Source organism: Bacillus sp. P4_E1 (assembly GCF_056401715.1).
In genome coordinates this window covers 206,969-219,203 of record NZ_JBFUIV010000006.1, presented here as the reverse complement: position 1 = coordinate 219,203, position 12,235 = coordinate 206,969, and the positions used below count along the sequence as shown (strand labels likewise).

General features: G+C 36.2%; 11 protein-coding genes. 3 read left to right on the top strand and 8 right to left on the bottom strand.

Translation table 11 applies throughout. From position 1 onward, the window contains the following. Positions 1-42: 42 nt before the first annotated feature. Positions 43-921, bottom strand: coding sequence for a YitT family protein (locus tag AC1DS7_RS11185; RefSeq protein ID WP_002015168.1), 879 nt, complete (start codon positions 919-921; stop codon positions 43-45). Between the two features lie 151 nt (positions 922-1,072). Between AC1DS7_RS11185 and AC1DS7_RS11180 the strand changes: the two genes are divergently transcribed. After that, positions 1,073-1,327, top strand: coding sequence for a DUF2624 domain-containing protein (locus AC1DS7_RS11180; RefSeq protein WP_002088657.1), 255 nt, complete (start codon positions 1,073-1,075; stop codon positions 1,325-1,327). Positions 1,328-1,346: 19 nt separating this feature from the next. Here AC1DS7_RS11180 and AC1DS7_RS11175 read toward each other — a convergent pair whose 3' ends face one another. Together AC1DS7_RS11175 and AC1DS7_RS11170 are read right to left on the bottom strand one after the other, a co-directional pair. Beyond that, positions 1,347-2,243, bottom strand: a complete 897-nt coding sequence (locus AC1DS7_RS11175; RefSeq protein WP_476998976.1) for a deoxyribonuclease IV — start codon at positions 2,241-2,243, stop codon at positions 1,347-1,349. 250 nt (positions 2,244-2,493) lie between these two features. Further along, complete coding sequence (locus AC1DS7_RS11170) at positions 2,494-3,804, bottom strand: DEAD/DEAH box helicase (RefSeq protein WP_002015172.1); 1,311 nt, start codon at positions 3,802-3,804, stop codon at positions 2,494-2,496. 179 nt (positions 3,805-3,983) lie between these two features. Here AC1DS7_RS11170 and vrrA point away from each other — a divergent pair, with 179 nt between their 5' ends. Together vrrA and AC1DS7_RS11160 are read left to right on the top strand one after the other, a co-directional pair. Next, positions 3,984-4,697 carry a VrrA/YqfQ family protein gene (gene vrrA, locus AC1DS7_RS11165; protein ID WP_476998975.1) on the top strand — a complete coding sequence of 238 codons (714 nt, stop codon included), beginning with the start codon at positions 3,984-3,986 and terminating at the stop codon, positions 4,695-4,697. Positions 4,698-4,786: 89 nt separating this feature from the next. Further along, complete coding sequence (locus tag AC1DS7_RS11160) at positions 4,787-5,737, top strand: 4-hydroxy-3-methylbut-2-enyl diphosphate reductase (protein WP_002015175.1); 951 nt, start codon at positions 4,787-4,789, stop codon at positions 5,735-5,737. Between the two features lie 40 nt (positions 5,738-5,777). Here the strand turns inward: AC1DS7_RS11160 and AC1DS7_RS11155 are convergent, their stop codons facing one another. The 5 genes from AC1DS7_RS11155 to dnaG all read right to left on the bottom strand — a co-directional run bounded on the left by AC1DS7_RS11155 (position 5,778) and on the right by dnaG (position 11,501). Further along, entirely contained in the window at positions 5,778-6,899 is a 1,122-nt protein-coding gene (locus tag AC1DS7_RS11155) for a Nif3-like dinuclear metal center hexameric protein (protein WP_002190694.1), read from the bottom strand. After that, entirely contained in the window at positions 6,896-7,603 is a 708-nt protein-coding gene (locus AC1DS7_RS11150) for a tRNA (adenine(22)-N(1))-methyltransferase (RefSeq protein ID WP_002190695.1), read from the bottom strand. The genes AC1DS7_RS11155 and AC1DS7_RS11150 overlap by 4 nt, the downstream gene beginning before the upstream one ends. A gap of 166 nt (positions 7,604-7,769) precedes the next feature. Then, positions 7,770-8,126, bottom strand: a complete 357-nt coding sequence (gene cccA / locus AC1DS7_RS11145) for a cytochrome c550 (protein ID WP_002015178.1) — start codon at positions 8,124-8,126, stop codon at positions 7,770-7,772. A 385-nt stretch (positions 8,127-8,511) separates the two neighbouring features. Next, positions 8,512-9,639, bottom strand: coding sequence for an RNA polymerase sigma factor RpoD (gene rpoD, locus AC1DS7_RS11140; protein ID WP_000764062.1), 1,128 nt, complete (start codon positions 9,637-9,639; stop codon positions 8,512-8,514). A gap of 59 nt (positions 9,640-9,698) precedes the next feature. Continuing rightward, positions 9,699-11,501: a DNA primase gene (gene dnaG / locus AC1DS7_RS11135; protein ID WP_002015179.1), complete on the bottom strand. Its 1,803-nt coding sequence runs from the start codon at positions 11,499-11,501 to the stop codon at positions 9,699-9,701. Positions 11,502-12,235 lie beyond the last annotated feature (734 nt).

Here is a 12,235-nt window from a genome sequence, read left to right as displayed (position 1 = left end):
GAGAAGAATTCTCTGCTTTCAAAAGATATTACAATTAACTTTTTAGTGAATTGCTGATTTAAACTTACCACCATTTGTCTCTTGTGTATTCATAATCGTAACAAATGCGTTTTCATCAATTTCATGCACAATTGATTTTAACTTCGTCACTTCCAGACGTGTTACAACTGCATAAATAACTTCTTTTTCTTTATCTGTATAGCCACCTTTAGCAACAAGTTTTGTTGTTCCACGACCAAGGCGGTGTAAAATCGCATTTGATACTTCCTCATATTGATCCGATACTATTAAAACTGCTTTCGTTTCGTCTAATCCTTGAATTACCGTATCAATTGTTTTGAATGCGATATAGTACGTCATAACAGAATACATCGCTTGTTCAACACCAAAAACAAATGCTGCCCATGCAAAAATGAATAAGTTCACAAACATTACGAATTCACCAACAGAAAACGGTAATTTCTTCGTTAATAGAATCCCCATAATCTCGGTCCCGTCTAACGATCCACCATGACGAATAACAAGTCCTACACCAATTCCTAAAATAAGACCGCCGAAAACTGTTGCTAAAATCGGCTCTGTTGTAAATGGCGGAATAGCATGCAACGTTGATTCAATAAATGCTAAAGCTACAATTCCAAATGCTGAAGATAACATGAATGTTTTTCCAATTTGCTTATACCCGGAGTACATAAAAGGAATGTTGAGGATAACAACTAAAGTAGAAAAGCTTAACCACCAAATATTAGGAGTAAGATAATCTAATATAAGAGAAATACCAATAATTCCACCATCAATAATTTTATTTGGCATTAAAAACAGTTCAATCGCTACCGCCGCACACGCTGCCCCAAAGACAATCATAACTAAACGATATACAAGATGAATAACACTTTCTTTTCGATGTTGCTTTTTTTCCATAAGTCCTCCTTATACTCTTTATCTATAGTTTTGTTCTTATATTATAACATAAGCTTCTTTTCCCCATTGAAAAAATGCACCTTGATACGAATATGTACAAGCTATGCGTACATATATTTCGATAGAAGAACGTGTGAAGGAGGACAACACGATGAACCTCATTAAACAAATTGTGAACAAAAAATTAAATCATATTTCTACAAAAGAACTATTGAAATATAGTAAAGAATACGAAGTTCCAATCACAACTGCACAAGCTGATAAAATCGTTTTACTTATGAAAGGGAAAAACATTAACATTTACGATAATACCGAGCGACTAGATTTGTTAAAACAAATCGCTAAAGTAACTACTCCTGCCACTGCCCAACAAGTAAATATTTTATTTCAGCAGCTATTAAAATAAGGAGGGGAAAATCCCCTCCTTATTGTGCTTTAATTTTTTCAAGAATTCCTTCATCAAAAGTACCATTTTTCAGCATTTCGATTTCTAATTTATATGGTGGCTTCTTATCTTTTTTATCTTCACCTACATACGGCGTTTCAAGAATTTTTGGTACGTGCGTAAGTTGTGGGTGATGCACAATGTGATGCAATGCCTTATAGCCAATATGACCAAAACCAATATTTTCATGACGGTCTTTTCCAGCTCCGCGTACATTTTTGCTATCGTTAATATGAAGTACTTGTAAACGATTTATCCCAACAATTTTATCAAATTCGTTTAACACACCGTCAAAATCATTTACAAGGTCATAACCTGCATCATGCGTATGACACGTATCAAAACATACAGATAGTTTTTCATTATATTTCACACCATCAATAATTTTCGCAATTTCTTCAAAGCTACGACCGCATTCCGTTCCCTTTCCTGCCATCGTTTCTAACGCAATGTTAACCGTCTGCTCTGGCGTTAATACTTCATTAAGCCCTTTAATAATTTGTTGAATACCAGCATCCGCTCCTGCACCAACGTGCGCACCTGGGTGAAGAACGATTTGTTTCGCTACACCTAATGCCGATGTTCTTTCAATTTCCATGCGAAGGAAGTCTACACCTAATTGGAATGTTTCTGGCTTCGTCGTATTCCCAAGATTAATAATGTATGGCGCATGTACGATAATTTCTTCAATACCTTTTAGTTCCATATGTTTTCTTCCTGCTTCTATGTTCAATTCTTCAATTGGTTTTCTTCGTGTATTTTGCGGTGCACCTGTATAAATCATAAACGTCGTTGCACCGTATGAAACAGCCTCTTCACTTGCTGCTAATAACATTTTCTTACCACTCATAGAAACATGAGATCCAATCTTTAACATACAATCACCTCTTCAATATACAATAGATATAATGATAGCATAATTTGTAGAAATATGTAGCGAATTGTTTGTTTACACAAAAGGCACTACATAAATCAAACAGACTATTCAAACAATCTGAACTCTATACTTAAATTAACCCAATAAAGCGAAACTTTAGTCAACGTTTTTTCTACCTCGCACTAATTATTAGTCTACATTAATCGACTTTCTCTCAAGCAGTGAGATAAAAAAAAATAAGGGAAATCCCTTATCTTTTTTTATTGCTATATTTTTTCTTCACTTTGTCACGTTCTGTTGCAAGTTTTCGTTTATAGTTTGGTTTTACTTTTTTCGGCTTCTTAACAACTTTTGTTGCCATAACATCTAGTCCATCACTTGGTTTTTTACGGCTCTTACGACGACGACGGTCACCTAAATCCGCCCATTCATCTCCGCGTAAATCTACATGTTTAAACTCGATATGACGTTGTTTTTCCAAACTATCTAACGCTTCTTCATTTGCTGGATCATAAATCGTCACTGCAATACCTGAATGACCCGCACGTGCAGTTCTTCCAACACGGTGAACGAAGAAATCTAAATCTGGTGGAAGTTCATAGTTAATAACATGGCTAATTCCCTCAATATCAATACCACGTGCCGCCAAATCTGTTGCGACAATGTATTGGAACTCTAAATCACGAACTTGTTTCATCATTTTTCTACGATCACGTGGTGATAAATCACCGTGTATACGCCCTACTTTTAATCCACGTTCTGCTAATCCATCGGCTACTTCGTCAGCCTTCTTCTTTGTGTTTGTAAAGACAATTGCTAAATATGGTTTAAATTGAAGTAGCATATTTTTCACTAATTCAGTTTTATTACGGTGTCTTGAAGGCACAAGGTAATGATCAATATTTCCTGCTGCAACTTGCTTCGGATTAATATGAATATGTTCTGGATTCTCCATATATTTCTTCAAAAATGGTTTTAATTTTTGAGGAATTGTTGCAGAGAAAACTAACATTTGCAGATTTTTAGGCATACGTGCCGCAATTTTATCTACATCTTGAATGAATCCCATATCAAGCATTAAGTCCGCTTCATCGACAATAATAGTATCCGCTTTATAAACAAATAGCGCCTTTTCTTCTACTAAATCTTTAATACGTCCTGGCGTTCCAACTACAATATGAGGTTGTTTTTTCAACTTTTCAATTGATCGTTGTTTATCAGTTCCACCAATTAAACAGCGTGCTGTAATCATTTGATCTTCTGCACAGAACTTTGTTAGTTTCACAATTTCTTCGTAAATTTGTTGTGCTAACTCACGAGTAGGCGCTGTAATAACAAGTTGTACCTCTTCACGACTTGCATCAATTCTGTTTAATGTAGGAAGTAAGTATGCATGTGTTTTCCCAGAACCAGTTTGGGATTGTCCAATTATACTCACACCTTTTTTCACGACCGGGAAAATTTTCTTTTGAATTCCTGTTGGCTCTGTAAAGCGTAGTTCACGAACTGCATCTATTAAAAATGGTTTAAAATCATACTGTGTAAAAGTTTGTAGTGTCATAAGTTACACCTTCTTTCTAAAATTTCTACTGCGCACAAATCAGTCAAGTCTACATTATATCGAAATCTACAAGTAAAATCCATCTTTAGTTTAGGTTTTTATCTCAAAAACTAACCTTCTTTCCTTCCATTGCATATTGTATGTGTATATACCTAACTGAAGAAAGGAGGATTTCCCACATGTTTCCGAAATCCCCTATAAGACAAATGTATCCGAATCGAGGACAACAATCTTACACACCATATCCGATTCCACAACTACCACCGATGGCTCAAAAAAAGAAAGGTTTCCTTGCTAAACTCTTTAAAAAACACGATCCAACCGAACCTTTCATGCAAATGGTCCCTCCTTATCGACAAATGGAAGGGCCACCGATGATGCACCAACAACCGCCGCCCCAATATCAACAGCAACAGCCATACCAACAACAATATACACAACAATATCAGCCATACATGCAGCAATATCCAGAGCAGATGATACCACCTCAAATGTATGAATCAAATGATACACGTGGTGCTGCGTCAGCTACAACTGCAGCGGCATCTAGCAGCGGCATCGGTAGTTTTTTTTCAAATTTAATTTCGAACCCAACTAATATGATAAATAATATCGAAAAAGTATCTCAAGTCGTGCAATCTGTCGGTCCTGTTGTCGAACAGTACGGTCCCATTATGCGTAGTCTACCAAGCATTGTTAAAATCCTCACCTCTGGAAAAAGTACGAAAAAAAATCAAACTGAAGATGCAACAGAACAGGTTGAGGTAGCAACTCCACCTCCTCCACCTCCAAAAAGGAAACGAAAAAAAATAGTGCTTGAACCGGTAATAGAAAAAGAGGTTCCGAAAGAACCCGTTCAACAATCAGCAACAAAACCAAAACTATATGTGTAACAATCCTTTGTTTTCTATCCACTCCTCCTTTATAATGTAATGGACTATGCACAAAAGTATCCCTTGTTTAGAAGGAGAGGATTACTCACATGAAGATTGTTAAAATTTCCCCTCGTGGTTATTGCTATGGTGTTGTTGACGCAATGGTTATTGCACGTAACGCCGCATTAGATAAATCATTACCGAGACCCATTTATATTTTAGGTATGATTGTTCACAATAAGCATGTCACAGATGCTTTCGAAGAGGATGGCATCATTACATTAGACGGTCCAAGTCGATTAGAAATTTTAGATAAAATCGATTCTGGTACTGTTATTTTCACTGCACACGGTGTTTCTCCAGAAGTTAAACAACGTGCAAAAGAAAAAGGTTTAACGACAATTGATGCAACTTGTCCAGATGTTACAAAAACACATGACCTTATCGAAGCAAAGAAAGCTGAAGGATACCATGTCATTTATATCGGCAAAAAAAATCATCCAGAACCAGAAGGCGCAGTTGGTATCGCACCTGATATCGTTCATCTTATCGAAAAAGCTGATGATTTAAAAACACTAGAAATTCCAACGGATAAAATTTTAGTTACGAATCAAACAACAATGAGTCAATGGGATGTTCAACATTTAATGGAGGACATTCAGAAAAAATTCCCAACAGCAGAATTCCACAAGGAAATTTGTTTAGCAACTCAAGTTCGCCAAGAAGCTGTCGCTAAACAAGCTGATGTTGCAGATTTAACAATTGTTGTCGGTGATCCGAAAAGTAACAACTCAAACCGTTTAGCACAAGTATCACAAGAAATCGCTGGTACGACAGCATACCGCGTTGCAGACGTAAGTGAAATCCAATTAGAATGGCTACAAGGTGTAGAAAACGTAGCTGTTACAGCAGGTGCTTCTACTCCAACGCCAATTACAAAAGAAGTTATTGCTTTCTTAGATCAATATGACCCAATGAATCCAGCTACATGGGACAGAATTCGAAAAGTACCACTTCAAAAGATACTACCTCGTGTAAAAGTGAAAAAAGAACAATAATAAAAACCGTTGCCTACATGAGCAACGGTTTTTATTTTTCTTATACAAATGTGAATGGATCTGTATGTAACTGCGAAGCGTGAATGTGTACATTGAATTTCTTCACATCTACTTTTTCTTGCAATTGTTTTTGTACACCTTGCTTCATTACTTTTTCAACGTTATGTCCTGGATCAACTATATTTAAACCAATCATCATCGCATCGTGAGCAACATGATAATACATATCACCTGTTACATATACATCTGCTCCTTTAAATTTCGCTTGGTTTATATATTTATTACCGTCACCACCAAGTACAGCTACTTTACGCACCTTATCATCTAACTTTCCAACAACTCTTGCACCCTTTACATGTAATGATTGTTTCACATGTAAAGCAAACTGCTCAAGCGTCATTTCTTCTTGTAAATACCCTATTTTACCAAGACCTAATGTTTCACCTTTATTATCAAGCGGATATACATCATATGCCACTTCTTCATATGGATGGGCTGCCAACATCGCTTTAATAACTTTTCTTTGTAATGAAGCTGGAATAATCGTTTCGACACGTATCTCTTCCACACGTTCTAACTGCCCAGTTTCTCCGATATAAGGATTTGTACCTTCTTGAGGGATAAACGTACCTACCCCTTCGCTACCGAACGTACAGTGGCTATAATTACCGATATGACCTGCATCCGCATCTCCAAGAGCTTTGCGCACTTCTTCTGCATGGGTTACTGGAACAAATACAACAATTTTTTTCATTTCTTCTGCATATGTAGGAGCTAATACTTCTGTATTTTGTAACCCTAACGCATCAGCAAGTAAATCATTTACCCCGCCCTTAGCAATATCTACATTTGTATGTGCGGCATAAACCGCAATATCATTTTTAATACACATTTCAATAATTCTTCCGTACGCCTTATCTGTATGAATCGCTTTTAATGGATTAAAGATTAAAGGATGGTGCGCTATAATGATATTCGCTCCTAATTGGATCGCCTCGTCCACAACTTCCTCAGTTACATCTAACGCGATTAATACGTGCTGGACAGGTTTATTAAGCGCTCCAATCTGTAAGCCAATCTTATCCCCTTCCATCGCTAAATGCTTCGGATACATACCTTCAAACAAAGAAATAATTTCATGACCATTCGGAATTTTACTCATGATAAAACCTCTCCTATCATTTTCATTTTCGCTTCTACTTCTGCACGCTTCGCTTTTGTCTCTTCAGACTCTGCTGCACGTTCTAACTGTTTTAAAATATTTTGGAAGTTTTTCAATTCCCCTTCCCACTTTTCAATAAAAGCTTCACTTTTTTCTTTTATTAAAAATGGACCCATAAACAATTCAGCTTGTTTATTTTCAGAGTAAGGTACTGCTGTATCTCCTCGCTCTCCGACTAAAATCTCGTAAATCTTTCCGTCTTCTATTACAATTTTCTCACGGATAAGCTCCCATCCATTTTCAATAAACCATTCACGGATATGGTGTGCTGCAATATTCGGCTGTAAGATTAAACGTGTTACACCTTCTAATTTTTCTTTACCACTTTCTAAAATGTCACGAATTAACGCTCCACCCATACCAGCAATCGTAATAACATCTACTTCTCCTGGCACTATAACAGCTAATCCATTCCCTTTACGAACGTCTACTTTATCTTGTAAGCCACTTTCAGCTACAGTTGCTTGTGCAGAGCGAAACGGTCCATCTACAACCTCTCCTGCAACTGCTTTTGTAGCAATATTATTTATAATTGTATAACACGGTAAATACGCATGATCCGATCCAATATCAGCTACTGTAGAGCCTACCGGAATCTCCCTCACAACTTCTTCTAATCGTTTCGAAAGCTTTACTTCATTCATGTATTTCCATTACTCCTTCTCTTCTCAGTCTGTCTCCATGATAATGAATTTATAGTAGTTGTTGCAAGTCCATAACAATACTTCAATTCTCTATTACTAATCGTATTTTAGATAGTATAGAAAAACAAGCCTTTTGCAAAAAGCAAAAGACTTGTTTTTCTATACTTTATTTTTTCTTCGATAACCAATCAGCTACTTTCGTTGCTTGATCAGCTGGAATTAAATTAGCTGGCATATTTCCTTTTCCTTTTGACAGAACTTCTTTAATTTCATCTTTTGAAAGTTTCCCACCAATTTTTTGTAAATTAGGGCCTACCGCTCCTTGTAACTGATCACCATGACAGCTCGTACAGCTTTGCTTTACAATATCCTCTGGCTTTGATGCTGTTTGTGCTGGTTTCCCACCATTTTTTGCATCAGCTAACTCTTTAGATTTATTTAGCCCCTGAAATGAAAATACAAACATAACGATAATACCTAATGCTGCAATAAGAGCGAACGGAATCAACGGATTACGTTTCATATCTCTTCTCCCCCCTCTATACCGCTAAATAGTTAGATGATTCAGTCATTTATATTGTACTTGAAAACGCCCTATCAGAAAAGAGTAAACTACTACTTGTTAAAAATATTCCGTAAATTCATTTTATTGATTTCCACTATTATATCGCATATTATTTCGATAATTACTAACGTTTCTCATCATATTTTTTACTTTTCTACATATTATTTTGTATATAATAAACAAAATAAATCGAAAAATCGAAAAATGAGCATTTGCAAATCAAAAGACAATTCTGTAAAATAAATTACAAGAAATTGTAATCGTTGCCGATAGATAAATTTTAACAAAAATTAACAAAATAAAAAAGTTTACTTCACAAAAGTGAAGTAAACTTAAAGGTAGCCTATTCTAAGAAATCCTTAAGACGCTTACTACGGCTTGGATGTCTTAATTTGCGAAGTGCTTTCGCTTCAATTTGACGAATACGTTCTCTCGTTACGCCGAATACTTTCCCAACTTCTTCAAGCGTACGAGTTCGTCCATCATCTAAACCAAAACGAAGACGCAGAACATTTTCTTCACGATCTGTTAGTGTATCTAACACATCTTCTAATTGTTCTTTTAGCAATTCATACGCTGCATGGTCCGCAGGCGATGTTGCTTCTTGGTCTTCGATAAAGTCACCTAAATGGGAGTCGTCTTCTTCACCAATTGGTGTTTCAAGAGAAACTGGCTCCTGTGCAATCTTTAAGATTTCGCGTACTTTTTCTGGAGCAAGATCCATTTCTTCACCAATCTCTTCAGGAGATGGTTCGCGTCCTAAATCTTGTAATAATTGACGTTGTACACGGATTAACTTATTAATTGTTTCAACCATATGAACTGGAATACGAATTGTTCGCGCTTGGTCTGCAATCGCACGTGTAATAGCTTGGCGAATCCACCAAGTTGCATACGTACTAAATTTAAAACCTTTACGGTAGTCGAACTTTTCAACTGCCTTAATTAGACCCATATTTCCTTCTTGGATTAAGTCTAAGAAAAGCATACCACGGCCCACGTAGCGCTTTGCAATACTTACTACAAGACGTAAGTTTGCTTCTGCAAGACGGCGTTTTGCTTCTTCATCGCCTTCTTCAATACGTGTCGCAAGTCGAATTTCTTCTTCAGCAGATAGTAAGTCTACACGACCAATTTCTTTTAAGTACATACGAACAGGGTCATTGATTTTCACACCTGGCGGCACACTTAAATCATTAAGGTCAAATTCTTCTTCCGTTTTTGTAATTTGACGATTATTAGGACCTTCGTCGTTGTCATTGTCACCAACTAAGTCAATCCCTTGTTCACCTAAATATTCATAGTATTCATCCATTTGATCGGATTCAATTTCAAATCCATTCATGCGTTCTGCAATCTCTTCATATGTAAGAACGCCACGTTTTTTTCCGAGCTCAGTGAGTTGTTCTTTCACTTGCTCAAGGGTCATTTCAGTTTCAATTTGTTTAGAACGAGCTGGTTTATCAGCCATCTGTTCCCCTCCTTACGCGAGATACAAACATTCATTATACTAAAACTTTATCGAAAAAGCTATTTTCTTGCTTTTTGACTTTGTAAATATGCCACATAATATTTAGCAGCCTCTACAGGATCTGTTTTTTCCATTTGTTTTACTTTAAAGATAATTTCCATCTTTTCAAGTTTTTCTTTATGGCGTCTTAGCGCCTCCAAATGACCTTGTAACGCTTCTTCTGTGTACTCTGGATTAATAAATTCATCCGTCGAAATATCAGTAATAATATTTTTCAACTTTTCATCAGAGAGCCAACTTAAAAATGTTCCGACTGAAGGTTCATTTCCCTTTTCATAATATGCGTATAGTTCATATAAAATCCCTTTATGTTCTTCTGTATAAAAATCTTCTATATGAGGTTCCATACGCACTGTCACTTCTGCACTTTGCAACATATGGTAAATAATTTCTCTTTCTGCCCTTTCAAAACCTGTTAATTTCGGTTTCGTTTGAACAATTTGAGATGGCTTAGAAACCTGCTTTATTTGTTTTTGCTGTACCTTTTGTTCTTTGCGATATTGGTGCAATTGATTCAAAAGTGTTTCCATTGAATACGAAAATTCTTGCGATAATGATTTTAAATATGATTCCGCCTGCATCGCATCCTGTAGCAATGATAACTCTTTTAAAACACTTTTTACATATTCTTCTTTGCCAGACTCATCTTGCAAATTTTTCCCTAAACGCAAATAATTTATTTTGAAACCAACAAAACTTATACTTGATTTCACAAGATTTTCAAAAGCGGTTGTCCCATATTGTTGCACATATTCATCAGGGTCAAGCTTATCTGGCAAGGATGTAACTTTCACTTGGCAACCAACTTGCAATAGTAATTGCCCTGCTTTCATCGTCGCTTCTCGCCCTGCTTTATCACCATCATAGCAAAGAACAACAGTTTCAACGTTACGTCGCAGAAGTTTCGCTTGTTCTTCAGTTAAAGCTGTTCCCATTGTCGCAACAGCTTCTTCCACACCACTTTTCACCGCGGCTAGTACATCGGCATAACCTTCAAAAAGGACAACCTGCCCACGTTTTCTAATAAACGGCCTTGCTTGGTGGAAATTATACAACAGCTTACTTTTGTAAAAAATCGGTGTTTCAGGACTATTCAAATATTTCGGAGTGTCATCTCCTAATGCCCTTCCACTAAACGCTATCACCTTACCTTGTAAAGTATAAATCGGAAACATAACTCTTCCGCGGAAGCGGTCATAATGACTGCCATCCTTCTCACTTCTTACAAGAAGGCCAGCCTGTTCCATACTAGATAGCGACAAACCTCTTTTTTGTAAAATTTTCGTTGCTGCATCCCAAGCTTGTGATGCATAACCAATTTCAAATTTCTCAATCATCTCTTTTGTAATACCACGTTTTAATAAATATGAAAGTGCTTCATTTCCTTCTTCTGTATTTACTAATAAATGATGATAATACTTTTTCAAAAGTTCATGAGCCTGTTGCATGATGACAGTGTCATCAGATATGTCTTCTTGTTGTTGTTGTCCTTGCCCTGATGTATATTCTGCAACTGCAATTCCATTTCTTTCGCCAAGCTTTTGAACAGCCTCTGTGAAAGCAAGTCCTTCCATTTTCATAAGAAAAGAAAATACATTTCCACCTTCTCCACATCCGAAACAATGAAAAATTTGCTTATCAGATGAAACAGAGAATGAAGGAGAATTCTCACCATGAAATGGACAAAGGCCGAAATAGTTACGCCCCTGCTTTCTAAGTTGAACATACTCACCAATCACTTCTACAATATCGGATGATGTCCGAATCTGTTCAACAACTTCTTCAGGAATTCTGTTCCCCATAACTCCATCTCCGTGTCGTATTTTGTATTCGATATAAATTAAAAGATTCCTTTATAATTCGACAATATTTTTCTAAATTTGTTAGAAAGTACTGTCGATCACATTGTGTAAACGATTTTGGACCTTTCGTATAAGTTCCCAGTCTGCGTAAATTCGCAGATACATACTACTATATAAAATTGTATACATTTGCTCATCTGTTACAAATGTATCTCCTGGAGACAATACATATACTCCTTTTTCACAAGAAGACTAGCAAGAAGCACTATAGCCTGTATGATCATGTGATCTGTAGCTTTTGCATGTTAATAAATATAACAATCAACTTCATCTTGCTCAGAATCTACATAGACCCAATTACCTTGCTGTTTTCTTGAACGATGAGCATAGGATACGACAAACAAAATTTCGACATAAAATTTTGTTCCAACTTGCACAATTGCATTCTTCACGGGATACGCATCTGCATCAAATAATATCTTATCTGATGTTTTGCATATTTCTGTATTCTACATCCCTTCTGTGAATCCTTCCATAATGTGCGTTTTCTTGTCTAGATTTTGTCGATTTAACGTAAATACATGTCTTTTTCGAAAATCCTATCCCTAGTTTATTCTGAAAAATTAAAGTCTAAACGTAAAATATAGGTTTTTATCACAATTTTTTATTATAATATATTTTCTTCAACTACGCTACATATCCCTTTAATTTTCATCTTACACTTAAAGATAACG